Here is an 18460-nt window from a genome sequence, read left to right as displayed (position 1 = left end):
ATCCCCATGGCCGCGCCGACCCACACCCGTATCCGCATGTTCAACACCAAGGACACCTACCCCAACCAGACCCTGGACAACGACCTTTGCCAGGCCGTGCGGGCCGGCAACACCGTCTATGTGCGCGGCCAGGTGGGCACCGACTTCGACGGCAATCTGGTGGGGTTGGGCGATCCCCGGGCCCAGGCCGAGCAGGCCATGAAGAACGTCAAGCAGCTGCTGGAAGAAGCGGGCAGCGACCTCAGTCATATCGTCAAGACCACCACCTACCTGATCGATCCGCGCTATCGCGAACCGGTGTACCAGGAGGTCGGCAAGTGGCTCAAGGGGGTTTTCCCCATTTCCACCGGCCTGGTAGTGGCGGCCTTGGGCCAGCCCCAGTGGCTGATGGAGATCGATGTCATCGCCGTGATCCCCGACTGAGGCCGCCCCATGACCTTTTCCCTCACCGCCCGCTGCGCCACGACCGGTCAGTTCGGCATCGCCATCAGTTCATCGAGCATCGCCGTGGGCGCCCGTTGTCCTTGGCTGCAACCCGGGATCGGCGCGGTCAGCTCGCAGAACATCACCCTGCCGGCCCTAGGGCCGCGCACCCTGGAGCGACTGGCCGCGGGACTGGCTCCCACCGTGGCCCTGGCCGAGAGCCTGGCCGACGACGGCTACGCCGAGTATCGCCAGGTAACCGTCATCGACGCCCAGGGCCGCAGTGCCCACCACAGCGGTGCCTATACCCTGGGCGTGCACCAGGCGCGCAGCGGCCGGGATTGCGTGGGCGCTGGCAACATGCTGGCGAGCCCCGCGGTTGTGGAGGCGCTGGTGGAGAGCTTCGAAGCCAGCCAGGGCGCTCTTGCCCAGCGCCTGCTGCGGGCCATGCAGGCGGCCATGGCCGCCGGTGGCGAGGCCGGTCCGGTGCATTCGGCGGCGCTGCTGGTGGTGGGCGACGCCAGCTGGCCCATCGTCAATCTGCGGGTCGACTGGGCCGAGACGGACCCCATCGGTGAGCTGACGGCGCTGTGGCGCGCCTATGAACCCCAGTTGCAGGACTATCTCGACCGGGCGGTGCGCCCGGATCTCGCCCCCGGCTACGGCGTCCCGGGAGACGACCGATGAGCGCCAGCGGTGAACTACTGGCACGGCTGGTGGCCTTCGACACCACCAGCCGCGAATCCAACCTGGCGCTGATCGACTTTGTCGCCGGCTACCTAGAGGGCTTCGGCGTACCCTACGAGCTGATCCACAACGGCGAAGGCACCAAGGCCAATCTGTTCGCCACCCTGGGACCGGCGGACGTGCCGGGCATCGTGCTCTCGGGGCATACCGACGTGGTGCCGGTAGACGGCCAGGCCTGGACCCGTCCCCCCTTTGTCCTCAGCGAAAGCGCCGGCAAGCTCTACGGTCGCGGTACCGCCGACATGAAGGGCTTTCTGGCCTGCCTGCTGGCACTGGTGCCCGCGGCCAGCCGTGCGGCCCTGCGCCGCCCGCTGCACCTGGCACTGTCCTACGACGAGGAAGTCGGCTGCCTCGGCGTGCGCAGCCTGCTCGACCAGTTGACCCTGCATCCGGTCAAGCCGCTGCTGTGCCTGATCGGTGAGCCCACGGAGCTGAAACCCGTGCTCGGCCACAAGGGCAAGGTAGCCATGCGCTGCCAGGTGCACGGCGCGGCCTGTCATTCGGCCTATGCGCTCCAGGGCGTCAACGCCGTCGAATACGCCGCGCGCCTGGTCGTGGAACTCGGCCGGCTCGGTGAGGCGCTCAAGGCAGCGGAAAGCCAGGACCCCCGCTTCGATCCGCCCTTCTCCACGGTGCAGACCGGCCTCATCGGTGGCGGCCAGGCACTGAACATCGTGCCCCAGGACTGCACCTTCGATTTCGAGATCCGCGCCCTGCCCGCCCAGGACCCCTACCAGGTGATCCATCAGCTGCAGGCCTATGCCGAAGCGGCATTGCTCCCGGCCATGCGCGCCATCAGCGGTCGGAGCGCCATCCGCTTCACCGAGCTGTCGAGCTATCCCGGCCTGGATACCGCCATCGAAAGCGAGGCGGCCGACTGGATCGCGCAGTTCTGTGGCTCGCGCGACTTCGGCACGGTGGCCTTCGGCACCGAAGGGGGGCTGTTCGCGGCGGCGGGCATCCCCACCGTGGTCTGCGGCCCCGGCAGCATGGCACAGGGTCACAAGCCGGACGAATTCATCAGCCAGGCGCAGCTGGATGATTGCGATGCCATGCTGGGGCGGGTGTTGGCCTTCGCCTGCCGCTAGATCCTGTACGAAAACTGCCTGCGCTCGGTGATGCTGCGTTGAAAAAGGCCTGGATCGCCAGCCCGGCCGCAATGCTTATTTACCAGTCTAAAACTCGTGCGCGAGCCCGGTCCGCTTCCTCAGCCTTTTTCGTGGGGCCGCCTAGGCCTCGCCTGACTTTCGCTCGGCGACTTTTCATACAGGACCTAGCCCGATCATTCCATTTTGCGGAATGCTGAACTGACCAGAAGACCCATTCCCTCGAAAGCGCGCTGATCCCAAGCTGGTAGCACCTATCGGGCCCCCTCGGCCCGCTGCCTGCCAGGAGTCGGATCATGAAGCTCTATCACACCCCGCTGTCCGGTCATGCCCATCGCGCCGTACTCTTCGCCTCGCTGCTGAGGATCGAGGTCGAGCTGATCGACATCGATATTCCGGGCGGCGCCAATCGCACGGCGGAATTCCTCGCCCTCAATCCCTTCGGCCAAGTGCCGGTGCTGGCGGACGGCGCGACGGTGGTCGCCGATTCCAATGCCATCCTCGTCTACCTGGCGAAAAAGGCCGGGCGTACCGATTGGCTACCGGAAGACCCCGCTGGCGCGGCCGCGGTGCAGCGCTGGCTATCGGTGGCTGCAGGCGAACTGGCCTATGGCCCGGCATCGGCGCGACTGATCACGGTGTTCGGTGCCCGCCTGAATCCGGAAGAAGTCATCGCCCGCGCCCATGTCCTGCTCGAACGCCTGGAGGCGCACCTGACCACGCGCGAGTGGTTGGCTGCCGATCACCCGACCATCGCCGACATCGCCCTCTACAGCTACCTGGCTGGAGCGCCGGAAGGCAATGTGGAGCTGGCGCCCTATACGGCGGTGCGCGCCTTCCTGCAGCGGGTGGAGGCCCTGCCCGGCTTCGTGCCCTTTCCCGAGACCGTGGCCGGCCTCCGGGCCTGATCGAGCCCTCACCCTGCTGGAGGTCAAGGTCATGCATGAGCCCCTACCCTCCTGGCACGCCGGGGAAACCTTCATCCAGGAACAGCTAGGCGTTCGTGAACGCCTGGAGGCCCTGGGGCCGCGGGTGATCCGGCCGTTCATGCCCGACCAGCATCGGCAGTTCTTCGCCCAGCTGCCCTTCGTGGTACTGGGCAGCGTGGATGCCGCGGGCGACGCCTGGGCGACGATCCTGGAAGGCCAGCCGGGCTTTCTCGCCTCGCCCACGTCCACCACCCTGGATATCGCCGCCCGCCCCGCCAGCGAGGATCCAGCAGCGCCTGGACTGGGCGCAGACGCGGCCGTGGGCCTGCTGGGCATCGAGTGGCACACCCGCCGCCGCAATCGCATGAACGGCATCCTCAGCCCCACGGCCCAGGGACTGCGCGTGACGGTGGACCAGAGCTTTGGCAACTGCCCGCGCTATATCCAGCTGCGTGACCTGAGCTTCGCTCACGAACCGGGCGCCGTCCCGGTCACGCCCGGGGAGCAGCTCGCCAGCCTGGATGTGGCGGCCCGCGCGCTAATCACCAGTGCCGATGCCTTTTTCGTCGCCTCCTACGCCGACCAGCAGGGCCAGCGACGGGTCGATGTCTCCCACCGGGGCGGCAAGCCGGGCTTCGTCCGGGCAGACGCCGAGGGCCTGCTGACCATTCCCGACTTCAACGGCAATCTGTTCTTCAACACCCTGGGCAATGTCGTCGCCAATGGCCGGGCCGGACTGCTGTTCGCGGACCTGGAGCGCGGCGATCTGCTGCAGCTGAGCGGGACCGCCGAGGTCCTGTTCGACTCGCCCGAGATCGCCGCCTTCGAAGGCGCCGAACGCCTCTGGACCTTTCGCCCCCAGCGTATCGTCCGTCGCCGCGGCGCCCTGGCGTTGCGCTGGCAGGCGCAGCCCGGCGGCGAGTCGGAGAGCAGTCGGCTGACCGGCAGCTGGGCGGAAGCCAAACGGCGCCTGCAGGCCAGGGCCCAGGACCGCCGCTGGCGTCCGCTGCGCATCACCCGGATCGTCCAGGAGAGCGCCACCATCCGCTCCTTCCACCTCGAATCAGTGGACGGCGCAGCCCTGCCCCCCTACCAGGCCGGTCAATTCCTGCCGATCCGGGTGACAGTCGAGGCAGGGCAACCCTCCCTGGTGCGAACCTACACCCTGACCTCCCTCCCCGCCGACGGCTATTACCGCATCAGCGTCAAGCGCGACGGCCTGGTCTCGCGACTGCTGCACGACCAGCTGCGCGAAGGCGACCTGATCGAGGCCCAGGCGCCCGCCGGCGACTTCACCCTGGCGGCCTCGGCGGAGCGCCCCCTGGTGTTCCTCGCCGCCGGGATCGGCATCACTCCGTTGCTGGCCATGCTGCGCCAGGCGGTCCATCAGGGTCGGCGGCCAGTCACGCTGTTCTATGGCGCCCGGACCCAGGCGGAACGGGCCTTCGACCGGGAGCTGAGCGAGCTGATGGCCAGGGCTCCGGAAACGCTACGGGTGATCAGGCTGCTGAGCGATCCCGCTGCTGCCCTTCCCGGGGTGGACTATGACGTCGCCGGGCGCATCGACATGGCGCTGCTGGGCCGCCAGCTGCCCTTCGGTGACTATGACTTCTACCTCTGCGGCCCCGCGGCCTTCACCCAGGGGCTATATGACGGCTTGCGCGGTTTTGGCATCGAGGATGGCCGTATCCGTGCCGAAGCCTTCGGTCCGGCCGGCCTGGTGCGCAGCGGTGCGGCGACGGCGGCGACCGTGCGGCCTGCCGCGGCCACCGAGGCCGTCCGGGTGCGCTTCGCGGCGTCCGGCCAGCAAGCGCAGTGGACGCCCGCCTCCGGCAGCCTGCTGGAACTAGCCGAAGCCCAGGGCCTGGAGCCCGCCTTCAGCTGTCGCGAGGGGCACTGTGGCAGCTGTCGCACGGGACTGCTCCAGGGCGCGGTCACCTATGCCAAGGAACCCGCCGCGGCGGTCGCTGCCGACCAGGCCCTGCTCTGTTGCGCGCGGCCCGCTGCCGGGTCCGCGCCACTGGAACTGGATCTCTAGGCTGGCCTGCCTGGCCGGGTCGACTACCATGGACGTCTTGCCGGGCCGCTCCGGCGCCCTGAGGAAGACCCCGCAGATGGATCGTTGGCAGGCGATGCGCGTGTTCGTGAAGGTGGCCGAAACCGAGAGTTTCGCCCGTGCGGCCCGGGAACTGCACCTGAGCGCCCCGGCGGTGACGCGCCTGGTGGCCGGCCTGGAGGCGCTGGTCGGCGCCCAGCTGCTGGTGCGCACCACCCGTTCCGTGAAGCCCACCGAGGCCGGCGCCCGCTATCTGCAGGATTGTCGGCGCATCCTCGGCGAGATCGCCGAGGCGGAGCTGGCGGCCGCGGGACACCAGGCCAGGCCCTCGGGAACCCTGGCGATCACCGCGCCCATGTTGTTCGGGCAACTGCACGTGCTGCCCCTGGTGCTGGACTTTCTCGCTCGCTATCCGGAGATGCGTGTCCGTACCTTCTTCGTCGATCGCCAGGTCAATCTGCTGGACGAAGGCATGGACGTCGCCTTGCGCATCGGCCAGCTGCCGGACTCGGGTTTCACCGCCGTCCAGGTCGGCCGCGTGCGGCGGGTGGTGTGCGCCGCCCCTGCCTATCTGGACGCCCAGGGCATTCCCACCACGCCGGCCGCGCTGCGCGAGCACCGCATCCTCGCCTGCCAGGGGGCCTGGGCGTCGCCGGAATGGCGTTTCGCCCAGGGTCAACGGGTAGTGGTGGATCCGCTGCTGCTGTGCAACACCAACGAGGCCGCCATCGCCGCTGCCCGGGCTGGATGGGGCCTTACCCGGGTGCTGCACTACCAGATCGCCCCGGCGCTGGCCGACGGCTCCTTGCGCCTGGTGCTCGAAGCCCATGAAGAGGCGCCTCTGCCGGTGCATCTGGTCTATCCGCAAGGCCGTCAGGCGGCGGCCAAGGTCAGACTCTTCGTTGCGCTGGCGGCGGCCGCGCTGCGTGCCGATCCGCTGTTTGGCGAAATGCCCGGTTGACCAAGCCGGACGGCCACCGCACAAACTGCGGCCAGGGCGCGCCGAACGCGTTCTCCCGCCGCTCGCATGGGGCCAATTCGGCATCCGCCGCCGCCGCCGCTCCCTAGACTCAGGGCCTGACCTGCCATTGGGAGCGCCACCATGCCGCTGCACCTCGATCTGCAAGACCCCCGCCTGTTCAAGGAATCCGCCTATGTCGACGGCCACTGGATAACCGCCGACAGCGGCGCCACCTTCGCCGTGGAAAACCCTGCCACCGGCGAGACCATCGCCCAGGTAGCGGCCCTGGAGGCTACGGAAACCGCCCGGGCCATCGCCGCGGCGGAAGCGGCCTGGCCAGCCTGGCGCGAGCGTCCGGCGGCCGAGCGCGCGGCGTTGCTGGAGCGCTGGTACGCCCTGATGCTGGAACACCAGAACGATCTGGCCCTGCTGATGACCCTGGAACAGGGCAAGCCGTTGGGCGAGGCCCGTGGCGAGATCGCCTATGGCGCCAGCTTCGTCAAATGGTTCGCCGAAGAAGCCCGGCGGGCCTATGGCGATATCCTGCCCGCCCCGGCGCGCGATCGCCGTGTGCTGGTGCTCAGGCAGCCGGTAGGTGTCGCCGCCGCCATTACCCCGTGGAACTTCCCGAACGCCATGATCACCCGCAAGGCCGCGCCGGCCCTCGCGGCCGGCTGCCCGGTGGTGATCAAGCCCTCGGACCTCACCCCGCTCTCGGCCCTGGCGCTCGCCGAACTGGCCGACCGCGCCGGCTTTCCGCCCGGCGTATTCAATGTGCTCACCGGGATGCCCGCCGGCATCGGCGGCGAACTGACCCGCAATCCAGCGGTGCGCAAGCTGTCCTTCACCGGCTCCACCCGCATCGGCCAGCTGCTGCTGGCGCAGTGCGCGGCCACGGTAAAGCGCACCAGCATGGAACTGGGCGGTAACGCCCCCTTCATCATCTTCGACGATGCCGACCTGGACCTGGCCGTCGCGGGGGTGTTGCAGAGCAAATTCCGCAACGCTGGCCAGACCTGCGTCTGCGCCAACCGCATCCTGGTACAGGACGGCATCCATGATCGCTTCGCCGAGCGCCTGGCTGCCGAGGTCGCCAAGTTTAAGGTGGGCAACGGCCTGGAGGCCGGGGTGGCGCTGGGTCCGCTGATCAATCGCCAGGCGGTGGACAAGGTGGCCCGCCACGTCGACGACGCCCTAACCCAGGGCGCCAAGGCCCTGTTCGGTGGCCTGCCCGGCGGCCGCGACCAGTTCGTCGCCCCCACGGTGCTGACCGGCGCCACGGCGGACATGCTGCTGGCCAGCGAGGAGACCTTCGGCCCGGTGGCGCCGCTGTTTCGCTTCCGCGACGAGGCCGAGGCCCTGACCCTGGCCAATGCCACGCCCTACGGCCTGGCCGCCTACTACTACACCCAGGATCTGCGCCGCGCCTGGCGGGTGGGCGAACAGCTGGATTTCGGCATGGTGGCGCTCAACACCGGCACCCTGTCGATGGAAGTCGCCCCCTTCGGCGGCGTGAAGCAGTCCGGACTGGGCCGCGAGGGTTCGCACCTGGGATTGGACGAGTACCTGGAGGTCAAGGCCTGGCACCTGGGCGGGCTCGACTGAAATCCCACGGCGGCGAGCAACCGAAAATGCCGCCACCCGTGATCAAAACAGCCGATCGCGATGCGGGGGCCGGCAACTTCAGCGTTACCGACCCCACGGCCTGCGTAGGCTGGAACTCTCGCCCCTGCCTGGAGTATCGCTGCATGAATTCCGCTGCCAAAGCCACCGAACGTCTGTTGGGTTATCGCGAACAAGGCGTTCCCCGCGGCATCATCACCGCCCACCCCGTCGTGGTGGCCCGCGCCCAGGGCAGCGAAGTCTGGGACGTGGATGGTCGCCGCTACCTCGATTTCGTCGGCGGCATCGGCGTGCTCAACGTCGGCCACAATCACCCGCGGGTGGTGGAGGCCGTCCGCCGCCAGGTCGGGGAGATCTCTCACGCCAGTTTCCAGGTGATGGCCTACGAGCCCTACCTGGAACTGGCCAGCCGCCTCAACACCCTGATCGGCAATGGGGAGGCCTACAAGACGCTGCTGCTGACCTCCGGGGCCGAAGCGGTGGAGAACGCCATCAAGATCGCCCGTGCCCATACCAAGCGGCCGGGGGTGATCGCCTTCCGCGGCGGCTTCCATGGCCGCACGCTGCTGGGCGTGACCCTGACCGGCTTCGCCCAGCCCTACAAGCAGAACTTCGGCCCCTTCCCCGGCGACATCTATCACGCGCCCTACCCCGATCCCTTCCACGGCGTGGACACCCAGCAGGCCCTGGCCGGCCTGCGCGAAGTGCTCGCCACCCAGATCTCCCCCGACCAGGTGGCCGCCATCCTGATCGAACCGGTACAGGGCGACGGCGGCTTCCGTCCGGCGCCGGTGGAATTCCTCCAGGGGTTGCGCGCGCTGTGCGACCAGCACGGTATCGTCCTCATCGCTGACGAGATCCAGACCGGCTTCGGCCGTACCGGCAGCCTCTTCGCCTTCCAGCAGACCGGCATCCAGCCCGACCTGGTGACGGTGGCCAAGAGCCTGGCCGGCGGCCTGCCGCTCTCCGGGGTGGTCGGTCGCGCCGCCATCATGGACGCGCCCCTGCCGGCGGCTTGGGCGGTACCTACGGTGGCAACGCCCTGGCCTGCGCCGCAGCGCTGGCAGTCCTGGACATCTTTGAAGAGGAGGACCTGGTCGCCCGTGGGGTCACCTTGGGCGAGCAGCTGCGCAGAGGTCTGCTCGACCTGCAGCGCCGCCATCCGCGTATCGGCGAGGTCCGCGGCCGCGGCTTCATGCTGGCGGTGGAGATGGTCGGCGCGGATGGCAAGAGCCCGGACGCCGCCCTCGCTCAGCAGGTCATCGAGGGCGCCCGTCAGGCCGGATTGCTGGTGATCAAGTGCGGGGTGGAGCGCAACGTCATCCGCTTCCTGGCGCCTCTGGTCACTACAGAAGCACAACTGGCCGAAGCCTTGCAGATGTTCGGCCAGGCCCTCGCCCAGGCCAGTGCCTGAGAAGTTGCTCACGATCTCGCGAGCTAGAGCCAAACAAGGCGAAAAGGCCTGAGAAAGCGCAGTTTACAAGTGGTAAATGAGCATTTCGAAGGCGTTTTCAACGAAGTTTGGCCGACGCGCAGCAGATCGTGAGCGGCTTCTGAGGTCGAACGTAACGCCGCCCGGCCCCACTGTCGCGGCAAAGGGGAATCCGACCATGAGAATCACGCGTTACCAGGCCATAGGCTTTTCCTGCTACGGCACCCTCGTCGACCGTGAAGGGGGCATCCTCGAAGCCCTGCGCCCCCTCGTGGCGCAGGCGGGGCTGAGCACCCATCCCGACTGGCTGCTCGGCAGCTATCACCGCCTGGCCCGCGAACTGCGCCAGACAGCACCCACTGCCAGTCAGATCAGTCTGCATCTGCGCATTCACCAGCGACTGGCGCAGGAGTTGCAACAGGAAGCAGACCTGGATGCCAGCGTGGCTTTTGGAAACGCCACGGCGTGCTGGCCGGTGTTCGAGGATGCTCCGGGCGCGCTGCAGTACCTGAGCAAGTTCTATCGATTGGTGTTGCTGGCCTCGCCCGATGACGGCGAGGCGGCAGCGATCACGGCGCGGTTGCCTGAGGTGTTCGCCGCCGTCATACCCAACCGGGGTGGCGATCTGCGCCTGGCGCTGGATGACACCCTGGAAGAACTTGGCCTGGTGCGTGGGGACTTGCTGCCGGTAAGAGGCAGCGAACCGGACGATCCCTGGAACCCCCTGGTGGATTTTCCGCTGTGTACCCTGCGCCGTGATCGCTCGCGGCCCTGGAACCTTTCGCGGCAGGCCCTGGATGGCACGCGGTGCGAGTACGCAAGTCTCGCCGATCTGGTACACGCCCACCAGACCGCCCTGCGTGCCTAGCCTGCCGTTCACGATTGCGAGGAACGACGATGGACGCCGCAACAAAACTGGATCGCATCGACATCAACATCCTGGTGCAGCTGCAGAAGGATGGCCGGATGACCAATGTCAGTCTCGCCGAAGCCGTGGGTCTTTCCCCCAGCCCCTGCCTGCAACGGGTCAAGCGCCTGGAGGCGGCCGGCTACATCAGTGGCTACGAGGCCCACGTCAACCTCGCCAAGATCGCCAACTCGGTGACGGTGTTCACCGAAGTCACCCTCTCCGACCACAAGCGCGCCGACTTCGTGAAGTTCGAGTCCTTCATCCGCGGGGTCGATGAGATCCTCGAATGCCACCTCATCAGTGGGGGCTACGACTACCTGCTGCGGTTCATGTGCAGCAGCATCGGTCACTACCAGGAATTGATGGAATCCATCCTCGACCGCAACGTCGGGATCGAGAAGTACTTCAGCTACATCGTCATCAAGTCGCCGGTGGTCAAGAACGCCCTGCCGCTGCGCAGCCTGATCAAGGCGGGCTAGTATTTCGCACCTCGACGCTCCGCCAGCACCCCGCTGCCGGAGCGCTCCGTGCCTAGCGCAGGATGCAATAGAGCTTGCGCACCGTCTCCTGGCTTTCCCAGGCCATGGGGGTCTCAGCGGGTACCAGCACCGCCTCGCCCGCCCTGATGCTGCAGGGCGCTTCACCTTCGACGGCCAGGGTCACCGAGCCGGCATAAAGCAGCATAAGTTCGCAATGGGGATTGGTCACTGCCTTGCGCACGTAGCCGGTGCATTCCCACATCCCTACCCGCAGGGCGCCGCCGCCGCTTTCGAACAGGTCGCAGCCCGTGGCAGTGGGCGCCGGGCTGAGCAGCACGCTGGCGGCCGGTGGCGGCGAAGGCTCACGCACGGCGGCCGGGTCCAGCAGCAACGGCGCCGACGGCATCGGGCCTTCGCTGGCGCGGCCGGGAAAGGCCATGAACAGGCGGCGTAGCTCTCCACTGTGACGCCAGCGACAACTCAAGCCGCGCGGCAGGATGAAAGCATCGCCGGCCTTGAGCTGCAGGGCGCCACCGGCCCACTCCAGCTGCAACTCGCCCGCTTCGAGAATGCTCACTTCCACCCAGGGAAAGTCATCCAGCTGGCAATCGGCGGAGTGGCTGGTGGCGCTGCCCATGACATAGCCCAGGCGGCCGTCGTGCAGGTGCAGTTCCCGGCCAGCGGCCAGGGGATCATCGTGCAGGGGTTGCAGCGCGCGCGGCAACTGGCGGTCATTGGGCGGTTGGCAGTAGTGCAACAGGGGCATGGCGAATCCTCACGACCAGAGGCGCGGCGGGCATGCCGCGAACAGGGTCAGTATCGACCGCCAAGACGGCCGGGATATGGCGTTTCCGTCGCGACGCAGCACAGAAGCTGCCGTTTTTCCCAGATGCGGCGCAGTTTCCGCCGCACCACCGATCATGACGGCGACGCCTGGGATTTCAGGACAAACTACCGCCCCCTTGCGCCATCCTTGAGCTTTGCCGGAGACCTTCCCATGACGCTGCTCTACAAGGCCGATCCCGAACGCGGCCAGGCCTGGCGCCGCCTGTTCCAGGAACGCGCGCCCGATATCGAATTTCGCCAGTGGCCGGAGGTGGGCAACGCCGACGAGGTCCGCTACCTGGCCTGCTGGCAACCACCAGAAGACCTCGCCAGCCGCTTTCCCAACCTGGAAGTGTTGTTCGCCACCTCGGCCGGGGTCGATCAGTTCGACCTGAGCCTGCTGCCTGCCGACCTGCCGGTGGTGCGCATGCTCGATCCCGGCATCGTCGCCGGCATGGTGGAGTACGCGACGCTCATGGTCCTGGCCCTGCATCGCCAGCTGCCGCGCTACCTCGACCAGCAAGGTGCGGGGCGCTGGCAGGAACATGCCCTGGTGACGGCGGAGAACAGACGCGTCGGGGTGCTCGGCCTTGGCCAGATCGGCCAGGCGGTGCTGGAGCGCCTGACGAGCTTTGGCTTCGCGCTGTCGGGCTGGTCACGATCGCCCCATGAGCTGCAAGGGGTACGCTGTCATGCCGGCGCCGAGCAGCTGCCGGCGTTTCTCGCCGACTGCGAGATTCTCATCTGTTTGCTGCCGCTGACCCGGGAGACGCGTGGAATTCTCGATGCCGAACTGTTCGCCGCCCTGCCCAGTGGCGCCAGCCTGATCAACCTGGGGCGTGGCGCCCAGCTGGTGGAGGCCGATCTGCTGGCGGCCCTGGACAGCGGTCAATTGAGCCAGGCGGTACTGGATGTGGTGGAGCCGGAACCGCCCGCGGCCGACCATCCCTTCTGGCAGCACCCGCGCATCTGGCTGACGCCCCACGTGGGCGCCATGACGGTGCCGGAAACGGCCTTCACGGTCTTGCTGGAGAACATCCGCCGTCACCAGCGCGGTGAGCCGATGCAGGGTTTGGTGGATCGGCAGCGGGGGTATTAGCCGAGGCTCGGAGTGGCCTTAGCCCAAGGCCACTCGCAACCGTCCGAGCAAGGCATCGCAGGCCTCCAGCTGGCTGATCTCGACGTATTCATCGGGCTTGTGCGCCTGTTCGATGCTGCCGGGCCCGCAGACCACCACCGGGGTGTCCAGCCGATTGGCGAAGAGGCCGCCCTCGGTGCCGAAGGCCACCTTGAGCTGCGCCGTCCCCGGCTCGACCAGGGTCTGCAGAAAGCGCACGGCCTCGACGCTGGGATGGGTATCCAGTCCGGGATAGGCGTTGACCGTCTCGATCTCGATGGCAGCCTTGGGCGACAGCTGCCGCGCCTGGGCGACCAGGGCGTCCGCCGTGTCCTGCAGCATGGCCACCAGGCTCGCGGGATCGTCCGCCGGCAGGTGGCGGATCTCGAAATCCAGGGTGCAGAGATTGGGCACGATGTTCAGCGCCTTGCCGCCGTCGATCCGGCCGACATGCAGGGTGGTGTAGGGAATGTCGTAGGCCGCGTCACGGGCGCCCTCTTCCGCCAGGCGCCGCTGGCTGGTGCGCAGGGCCGTGACCAGATCGCTGGCCAGGTGGATGGCGTTGACGTGCTGCGGGGCTCGCGAAGAGTGCCCTTCCTGGCCATGGCAGTGAGCCCGCAGCGCCGCCTTACCCTTGTGGCCAAGGGCGACCTGCAATTGGGTGGGTTCGCCGACGATGCAGAGGAAAGGCCGCACGGGTGCCAGTTCCAGCACCTCCAGCAGTCGCCGTACGCCGACGCAGCCGATCTCCTCGTCGTGGGAGAGCGCCAACTGCAGGGGTCGTTTCAGCGGTTCACCACGAGCGGCCTCCAGCAGGGCGACCACCGCGCAGGCGACGAAACCCTTCATGTCGCAGGCGCCGCGCCCGTAGATCCGACCGTCCTGCAGGGTGCCGGCGAAGGGTGGCAAGGTCCAGGCCTGGCCTTCCACCGGCACCACATCGGTATGCCCGGACAACAGCACCCCGGGGACGTCGGCAGGCCCCACGCTGGCGTAGAGATTGGCCTTGCGGCCGCTCTCGTCCAGCACCAGCCGGCAGGCGATATCGGCCGCTTCCAGCAGCCCCTGCACATGCCTGATCAACGCCAAGTTGGAGTCGGCGGAAACGGTGGGGAAGCCGATCAGGGTGCGCAGCAGATCCTGGCTGTTCATCCGGCAAGGCTCTCCTGGCGCGGTTGCGCGAAACGGGCCACATCGAAGGCCGCCAGGGGGGTGTCGGTACGGCCGGTGGCGATCAGCTCGGCCATGGTGTCCCCTACCCCCGGGCCGAGCTGGAAGCCGGCGCCACAGAAGCCGAAGGCGTAGTAGAGACCCTCCACCTGGCTGCTGGGGCCCATGATCGGTAGGTCGTCAGCGATGTAGCCCTCGACCCCGCTCCAGGTACGGATCACGTTGATCCGCCCCAGGGCCGGCGCCAGGCGGCGCAGCTGAGTGAGCTGATTGAGCAGGCCGTGGGGTTCGGCGCGGGCCAGACGGGTGTCCAGATCCGGCCGGGTGCGGAAGCAGCCGCCGAAGATCACGTTGCCGCGCGGGATCTGGCGGAAGTAGATGGTCTCGCTCACCAGCGGCGAAGACACGCCCACCGCCTCCCTGAAGACATAGGGCAAAGGCTCGGTGACCCCCATTTGCGGGCCATGGGTCTCGATGGGCACCGGCTCGCCGAACTGGCTCGACAGCCGGTTGCCCCAGGCACCGGCGGTGATCAGCAGCCGTGGCGCCTGATAACGGCGGCCATCGGCGGCCTGCACCAGGAAGTCACCGCCCGGCTTGGTGACCTGGGTGATCTCGACCCCTTCCTGGAGATTGACGCCTTCACGCACCGCAGCGCGGGCGAACGCCGGGGCGGCCAGCCGCGGATTGGCATGGCCATCGTGGGGCGCATAGGAACCCGCCACCACCTCGGGGCCCAGGTAGGGAAACTTCTCGTGCAGCGCCGCGCCTTCGAGCACCTGCAGCTCCAGGGCGGCGGTCTCCGGCGCCCGTGCATACTCGTGCAGCATGGCGATGCGCGACGGATCGTAGACCACCCGCAGATGACCGCCTGGAATGAACTCCAGATCATCTCCGATAAGCTCCGGTAGCCGACCCCAGACCCCCCGCGAGCGCGTGGCGAGCGCTACCTGACTCAGGTAGCGCCCCTGACGGCGGACATTGCCGAAATTGGTGCCACTGGCGAAGCGCCCGACCTGGTCACGCTCCAGCAGGAGCACCGACAAGCCCCGGCGACGCAGGAAAAAGGCGCTGGCGCTGCCCATGATGCCGGCGCCGACGATGATGACGTCGGCCTGGTTGGCGGCATTCTGGCTCATGATGAAACCTCCTCTTCGCTGGTAATGATCCCCAGCGGCAATGGCCGGACCGGCGCCTGGCCACGCAGGCGGCCGACGGTCTCGACCGGCACCCCGGATTCGGCGGCGATGATCTCCGCTCCGGCCTGGGCGCAATAGCGACCCTGGCAGCGACCCATGCCGACGCGGCTGAAGGCCTTGGCGCGATTGGCCTCGCGAGCGCCCTTTTCGCGGACCACGGCGCGCAACTCGCCGGCGGTGATGCCTTCGCAGCGGCAGACCACCGCCGTGTCCGGCAGGCTCGCCATCTGCCTGGCCGGCCAGGGAAAAGCTTCCGCGAGGCCCAGGCGAAAGCGCTCCTGCACAGCCAGGCCCTCGCGGCAGCGCTCGGCGAGCCCAGTGGGCGGCGTGAACTGGAGGTCCGCCAGCACCGCGCAGGCGGCCAGTTGGCCGGCCAGTTCGGCACCGTCGGCGCCGCGCACCCGGGCACCATCGCCAGCGGCATAGACGCCCGGCGTGGAGGTTCGCCCCTCCCCATCCAGTTGCAGCACCCATTGGCCAGTGGCCCGCTCGAACTCGAAGGCGCACCGGGCCAGGTCGGCCAGCTGGGTTTCCGGGCGCAGGTGATAGCCCAGCCCCACGGCGTCGCCGACCACCTCCTGACGCAGTCCGCGGGCATCGGCGAAGGCCACGCCACGCACGCCCTGCTCGGCATCGCCCAGGATCTCCAGCGGGGTGACGCCCAGGTGTAAGGGCACCCCGGCGCGCTTGAGCGAGGCCATGAGCTGCACGCCCTTCCAGGCCACACCCGGCCGGGCCAGCAGCTTGGGGGTGGCGAGGGCGCGCAGGCGCAGGGGCGCGGTATCGAGCACCGCCGCCACCGTGGCCCCGGCCTGCTGATACTGGCTGGCGACCAGATAGAGCAAGGGACCGCTGCCCACGAAGATCACCCGCCGGCCGATGGACACCGCCTGGGCTTTGAGGGCGATCTGCGCGCCGCCCAGGGTATAGGTGCCGGCCAGGTTCCAGCCCGGTACCGGTAGCAGGCGGTCGCTCGCGCCGGTACAGAGCACCAGGGCGTCGAAGTCCAGGGTACGCTGGCGATTGCCCTGCACCGTGTAGAGGGTGCGCTCGTGGAGGTGCCAGGCCAGGGTGTCGGGGCGGTAATCGAGGCGTCCGCGCAGGGCGTCGAAGGTGCGGTGCAGGTCCTCGGCCTTGTTCGCCTCGCTGCCATAGAGGGTGGCATAGGCCCGCTGGAAGCCCTCGGGCTGGCGACGATAGATCTGACCCCCGTCGCGCCGATTCTCGTCGATCACCACCGGGGTGATGCCGGCGCCCAGCAGGGTCTCGGCACAACGCACGCCGGCCGGACCGGCGCCGACGATAACCACCCGGGGAGTGCTCTTGCCCGGTTGGGCTAGGCCAGATTCCATATGGCCTCCGGTTGCGCGGTGAGGATCTGCAGTCCTTCGCGGACCTCGGTGCCGCAGGCACGCAGGCGCTCGCCCTCGGCGGTCCACACCCAGCAATCCTGACAGGCGCCCATCAGGCAGAAGCCGGCACGGCGCTCGTCACCGAATTCGGAACGCCGCAGTGCTGGACCGTTGGCGAGCAAGGCGACCATCAGGGTATCGCCGGCCAGTGCCGTGACCGGCAGGCCATCGACGGTGAGACTGACCTGCGGCCGGCCGGTTTCGGCGAGTCGCTGGAAGCGGGAAGTCATGCGCGAACTCCTTGGGAATGCAGCACGGCGCCACCCTGCAGACGTTGCAGGGTCTCGCCATCATGGTGACAGAGGATGCGGTTGCCGCCGGCCAGCGTCTGGGGTCGTGGCGGCACCCGGTCGCAGCGCCCTTCCAGCCGTACCGGGCAACGCTGCAGGAAGCTGCAGAGGCGTCCGTTGGCAGGAGCCGACGAGGCCATGGGCAGCAGCGTGCGGACCGGTTGTTCTTCCAGCCAGCCCTGGCGCAGCGCGGGCACCGAGGCAGTGAGCAATTCGGTGTAGGGGTGCAGCGGCGGATGCTGCAGTGTGGCGGGGGTGCCGAGTTCCACGGGCTGCCCGGAATAGAGCACCAGCACCTCGTCGCAAAGGCTGCGCACCGTGGAGATGTCGTGGCTGATGAACAGATAGGCCAGCCCCAGCTCGCGGCGCAGTTCGGCGAGCAGGTCGAGAATGGCCGCGCCGACCACGGTATCCAGCGCCGAGGTCACCTCGTCACAGAGGATCAGCTCGGGTTCGGCGGCCAGGGCGCGTGCCAGGTTGACCCGCTGCTTCTGGCCGCCGGACAGCTCGCCCGGTCGCCGGCTGGCCAGACTGGCCGGCAGCTGCACCCGGTCGAGCAATTCGCGAACCTTGCGCTGACGGGTGGCCTTGTCGAAGGCGTGATAGGTCTCCAGTGGACGCGTGAGGATGCGCTCCACGCTATGGGCTGGATTGAGCGCCGTGTCGGCATTCTGGTAGACCAACTGCACCCGGCGAAACTGCTCGCGGGTGCGTCCTTCCAGGCCCGGTGGCAGGAGTTCGCCACCCAGGCGCACGCTGCCCTGGGCCGGCGGCAGCAAGCCGGCAATGACCCGCGCCAGGGTCGACTTGCCGGAGCCGGATTCGCCGATGACCCCCAGCGCCTGGCCGGCGCCGATACGCAGATCGATACCCTCCAGCACCCGATAACGCGGCAGGTCGTCGGCGCCGATGGGGCCATAGCCGGCCACCAGGTCCTTGATCTCCAGCACCGGCGCCTGGCTGTCGACGGTCGGCAAGCCACGTTCCGCCAGGGGTTCCGGCTGGGCCGCGGCCAGCAGGCTGCGGGTATAGGGATGGCGGGCGCTGGCCAGCAATCGTTCGGTGCGGCGATTCTCATAGACCTCGCCGCCGTTGAGCACCAGGATGCGGTCGGCCATCTGGGCCACCACGGCCAGGTCGTGGGAGACGTAGATGGCGGTCACGCCACGCTCGCGGACCACCTGCTTGAACACCCGCAGCACCTCGATCTGGGTGGTCACGTCCAGCGCCGTGGTGGGTTCGTCGAGGATCACCAAGGTCGGATCGGTGATCAGCGCCATGGCCGCCATCAGCCGCTGCAACTGACCGCCCGAGACCTGGTGCGGATAGCGCTCGCCAATATGCTCCGGATCCGGCAGCGCCAGCTCCTTGAACAGTTGCAGGGCGCGCGCCTCGGCCTCCTGCCGGGTCAGCACGCCGTGAATCAACGCGCTTTCGATGATCTGCGCCATCAGCCGTCGTGACGGATTGAAGGCCGCCGCCGCGCTCTGGGCGATATAGGCCACGGTGCGGCCACGCAGGTGGCGCAGTCCGCCGGCGTCCAGCTCCAGCACCTGGGTGTCGCCCACCCGGATCGAGCCGCCGGCCAACCGGCATCCCGCCCGGGCATAGCCGAGCATCGAGAGGGCAATGGTGGTCTTGCCCGACCCGGATTCGCCGATCAGCGCCAGCACCTCGCCCTTGGCCAGGCTGAAGCCGACGTCCTTGACGATGGGGGTTTCGCTGCCGTCCTCGTTCTCCGCGACCACGCGGAGGTCCTTGACCTCTACCAGGAGCACCAT

The 18460-nt window shown here is 68.3% G+C and carries 16 protein-coding genes and 1 pseudogene; 11 read left to right on the top strand and 6 right to left on the bottom strand.

From position 1 onward, the window contains the following. Positions 1-6: 6 nt before the first annotated feature. The 10 genes and pseudogenes from APT59_RS10645 (at position 7) to APT59_RS10600 (ending at position 10666) form a co-directional block, all read left to right on the top strand. Complete coding sequence (locus APT59_RS10645; protein WP_059314819.1) at positions 7-423, top strand: RidA family protein; 417 nt, start codon at positions 7-9, stop codon at positions 421-423. 9 nt (positions 424-432) lie between these two features. Then, positions 433-1110: a DUF1028 domain-containing protein gene (locus APT59_RS10640; protein WP_059314818.1), complete on the top strand. Its 678-nt coding sequence runs from the start codon at positions 433-435 to the stop codon at positions 1108-1110. After that, complete coding sequence (gene argE, locus APT59_RS10635; RefSeq protein ID WP_059314817.1) at positions 1107-2258, top strand: acetylornithine deacetylase; 1152 nt, start codon at positions 1107-1109, stop codon at positions 2256-2258. Before APT59_RS10640 ends, argE (APT59_RS10635) begins: the two co-directional genes overlap by 4 nt. Before the next feature lie 314 nt (positions 2259-2572). Then, positions 2573-3184, top strand: coding sequence for a glutathione S-transferase family protein (locus APT59_RS10630; RefSeq protein WP_059314816.1), 612 nt, complete (start codon positions 2573-2575; stop codon positions 3182-3184). A gap of 31 nt (positions 3185-3215) precedes the next feature. Next, positions 3216-5243, top strand: coding sequence for a pyridoxamine 5'-phosphate oxidase family protein (locus tag APT59_RS10625; RefSeq protein ID WP_059314815.1), 2028 nt, complete (start codon positions 3216-3218; stop codon positions 5241-5243). Positions 5244-5319: 76 nt separating this feature from the next. Further along, the gene (locus tag APT59_RS10620; RefSeq protein WP_059316871.1) at positions 5320-6222 is read left to right on the top strand and encodes a LysR family transcriptional regulator; all 903 of its coding nucleotides are present in this window, start codon (positions 5320-5322) and stop codon (positions 6220-6222) included. 141 nt (positions 6223-6363) lie between these two features. Then, positions 6364-7827, top strand: a complete 1464-nt coding sequence (locus tag APT59_RS10615; protein ID WP_059314814.1) for an NAD-dependent succinate-semialdehyde dehydrogenase — start codon at positions 6364-6366, stop codon at positions 7825-7827. A gap of 143 nt (positions 7828-7970) precedes the next feature. Continuing rightward, a pseudogene (gabT, locus tag APT59_RS10610) lies at positions 7971-9259 on the top strand (4-aminobutyrate--2-oxoglutarate transaminase). A 196-nt stretch (positions 9260-9455) separates the two neighbouring features. Further along, on the top strand, positions 9456-10145 hold the full coding sequence (locus APT59_RS10605; protein WP_059314813.1) for a haloacid dehalogenase: 690 nt from the start codon (positions 9456-9458) through the stop codon (positions 10143-10145). Between the two features lie 29 nt (positions 10146-10174). Beyond that, positions 10175-10666: an Lrp/AsnC family transcriptional regulator gene (locus tag APT59_RS10600; RefSeq protein WP_007161776.1), complete on the top strand. Its 492-nt coding sequence runs from the start codon at positions 10175-10177 to the stop codon at positions 10664-10666. 52 nt (positions 10667-10718) lie between these two features. On the opposite strand, the gene APT59_RS10595 is transcribed toward APT59_RS10600, so the two are convergent. Next, positions 10719-11432: a cupin domain-containing protein gene (locus tag APT59_RS10595; protein ID WP_059314812.1), complete on the bottom strand. Its 714-nt coding sequence runs from the start codon at positions 11430-11432 to the stop codon at positions 10719-10721. Positions 11433-11663: 231 nt separating this feature from the next. On the opposite strand from APT59_RS10595, the gene APT59_RS10590 reads away from it, so the two are divergent. Continuing rightward, positions 11664-12590 (top strand): 2-hydroxyacid dehydrogenase, encoded by a 927-nt coding sequence (locus APT59_RS10590; protein WP_059314811.1) that lies wholly within the window; start codon positions 11664-11666, stop codon positions 12588-12590. Between the two features lie 18 nt (positions 12591-12608). On the opposite strand, the gene argE (APT59_RS10585) is transcribed toward APT59_RS10590, so the two are convergent. Genes argE (APT59_RS10585) through APT59_RS10565 form a run of 5 tightly spaced genes read right to left on the bottom strand, consistent with a single transcriptional unit; the run spans position 12609 to position 18460 of the window. Next, positions 12609-13760, bottom strand: coding sequence for an acetylornithine deacetylase (argE, locus tag APT59_RS10585; RefSeq protein WP_059314810.1), 1152 nt, complete (start codon positions 13758-13760; stop codon positions 12609-12611). After that, positions 13757-14917, bottom strand: a complete 1161-nt coding sequence (locus APT59_RS10580) for an NAD(P)/FAD-dependent oxidoreductase (protein ID WP_059314809.1) — start codon at positions 14915-14917, stop codon at positions 13757-13759. Before APT59_RS10580 ends, argE (APT59_RS10585) begins: the two co-directional genes overlap by 4 nt. Next, positions 14914-16329 carry an NAD(P)/FAD-dependent oxidoreductase gene (locus APT59_RS10575; RefSeq protein ID WP_059314808.1) on the bottom strand — a complete coding sequence of 472 codons (1416 nt, stop codon included), beginning with the start codon at positions 16327-16329 and terminating at the stop codon, positions 14914-14916. The genes APT59_RS10580 and APT59_RS10575 overlap by 4 nt, the downstream gene beginning before the upstream one ends. Next, entirely contained in the window at positions 16314-16619 is a 306-nt protein-coding gene (locus tag APT59_RS10570) for a (2Fe-2S)-binding protein (RefSeq protein ID WP_059314807.1), read from the bottom strand. The genes APT59_RS10575 and APT59_RS10570 overlap by 16 nt, the downstream gene beginning before the upstream one ends. Beyond that, positions 16616-18460: an ABC transporter ATP-binding protein gene (locus APT59_RS10565; protein ID WP_059314806.1), complete on the bottom strand. Its 1845-nt coding sequence runs from the start codon at positions 18458-18460 to the stop codon at positions 16616-16618. The genes APT59_RS10570 and APT59_RS10565 overlap by 4 nt, the downstream gene beginning before the upstream one ends.

It is taken from the genome of Pseudomonas oryzihabitans (genome assembly GCF_001518815.1).
Lineage (GTDB): Bacteria > Pseudomonadota > Gammaproteobacteria > Pseudomonadales > Pseudomonadaceae > Chryseomonas > Chryseomonas oryzihabitans_E.
This window is presented reverse-complemented; position numbering and strand designations above follow the sequence as displayed.

Coding starts and splice junctions, on each gene's coding strand:
- APT59_RS10605 (WP_059314813.1), top strand. CDS start 9,456: ATGAGAATCACGCGTTACCAGGCCATAGGCTTTTCCTGCTACGGCACC.
- APT59_RS10595 (WP_059314812.1), bottom strand. CDS start 11,432: ATGCCCCTGTTGCACTACTGCCAACCGCCCAATGACCGCCAGTTGCCG.
- APT59_RS10615 (WP_059314814.1), top strand. CDS start 6,364: ATGCCGCTGCACCTCGATCTGCAAGACCCCCGCCTGTTCAAGGAATCC.
- APT59_RS10570 (WP_059314807.1), bottom strand. CDS start 16,619: ATGACTTCCCGCTTCCAGCGACTCGCCGAAACCGGCCGGCCGCAGGTC.
- APT59_RS10630 (WP_059314816.1), top strand. CDS start 2,573: ATGAAGCTCTATCACACCCCGCTGTCCGGTCATGCCCATCGCGCCGTA.
- argE (WP_059314810.1), bottom strand. CDS start 13,760: ATGAACAGCCAGGATCTGCTGCGCACCCTGATCGGCTTCCCCACCGTT.
- APT59_RS10575 (WP_059314808.1), bottom strand. CDS start 16,329: ATGGAATCTGGCCTAGCCCAACCGGGCAAGAGCACTCCCCGGGTGGTT.
- APT59_RS10580 (WP_059314809.1), bottom strand. CDS start 14,917: ATGAGCCAGAATGCCGCCAACCAGGCCGACGTCATCATCGTCGGCGCC.
- APT59_RS10640 (WP_059314818.1), top strand. CDS start 433: ATGACCTTTTCCCTCACCGCCCGCTGCGCCACGACCGGTCAGTTCGGC.
- APT59_RS10590 (WP_059314811.1), top strand. CDS start 11,664: ATGACGCTGCTCTACAAGGCCGATCCCGAACGCGGCCAGGCCTGGCGC.
- APT59_RS10620 (WP_059316871.1), top strand. CDS start 5,320: ATGGATCGTTGGCAGGCGATGCGCGTGTTCGTGAAGGTGGCCGAAACC.
- APT59_RS10645 (WP_059314819.1), top strand. CDS start 7: ATGGCCGCGCCGACCCACACCCGTATCCGCATGTTCAACACCAAGGAC.
- APT59_RS10625 (WP_059314815.1), top strand. CDS start 3,216: ATGCATGAGCCCCTACCCTCCTGGCACGCCGGGGAAACCTTCATCCAG.
- argE (WP_059314817.1), top strand. CDS start 1,107: ATGAGCGCCAGCGGTGAACTACTGGCACGGCTGGTGGCCTTCGACACC.
- APT59_RS10565 (WP_059314806.1), bottom strand. CDS start 18,460: ATGGTGCTCCTGGTAGAGGTCAAGGACCTCCGCGTGGTCGCGGAGAAC.
- APT59_RS10600 (WP_007161776.1), top strand. CDS start 10,175: ATGGACGCCGCAACAAAACTGGATCGCATCGACATCAACATCCTGGTG.